The sequence below is a fragment of the Saccharothrix sp. ST-888 genome, assembly GCF_000955975.1.
Lineage (GTDB): Bacteria > Actinomycetota > Actinomycetes > Streptomycetales > Streptomycetaceae > Kitasatospora.
This window is the reverse complement of record NZ_JYJF01000312.1, coordinates 1-762: the sequence shown is the minus strand read 5'-3', so window position 1 is coordinate 762 and position 762 is coordinate 1. Positions and strand designations below refer to the sequence as shown.

Below are 762 nucleotides of genomic sequence, written 5' to 3'. Positions count from 1 at the left end.
GGCGTGGCGGCTGGGTGATGAGGTGTTCGCCGAGGTGGCGCTGCCGGAGGCCGGCCGGTCGGAGGCGGGTCTGTTCGGTCTGCACCCGGCGCTGCTGGACGCGGCGTTGCACGCGGTTGCGCTGGGCGGCGGTCTGGTGGAGGAGACCGGTCAGGGCAGGTTGCCGTTCGCGTGGTCGGGGGTGTCGCTGTTCGCGGCGGGTGCCTCGGAGTTGCGGGTGCGGCTGGCGCGGGCTGGTGCGGATGCGGTGTCGCTGGCGGTCGCGGATGGTACGGGTGTGCCGGTCGCGTCGGTGGAGTCGCTGGTGCTGCGGCCTTTCGCGGCCGACCAGTTGGCGGGTGCGGGCGGTGCGCAGGAATCGTTGTTCCGTCCGGAGTGGGCGGGTGTGGCGCTGCCGTCCGTCGCGTCCTCGGATGTTGTCACTGTGCTGGGCGGGGATGATCTCGGGCTGGGTGATGCCGAGCTGTTCGGGACTCTGGCGGAGTTGCGGGCGGCGGTGGCGACGGGTCTGTCGGTGCCGGGGACGATCGTGGTCCCGGTGCTGTCCGAGGCCGGTCCGGATGTGGCTGCTGCCACGCATGGCGCGGTGAACCGCGCGCTGGTGCTGGTGCAGGAGTGGCTGGCCGAGGATCTGCTCGCGGACACCCGGCTGGTTCTGGTGACCCGTGGTGCGGTGGCTGTCTCTTCTGAGGAGGCTGTGCTCGACCTGGCGTCGGCTGCGGTCTGGGGTCTGCTGCGTTCGGCGCAGTCGGAGAACCCGGG

At 72.0% G+C, this 762-nt stretch carries 1 protein-coding gene; it reads left to right on the top strand.

Annotated elements, in window-relative coordinates:
- Positions 1–22: 22 nt before the first annotated feature.
- On the top strand, positions 23–762 hold a 740-nt coding region (locus tag UK12_RS32825; protein ID WP_231591482.1), incomplete at its 3' end, for a SpnB-like Rossmann fold domain-containing protein.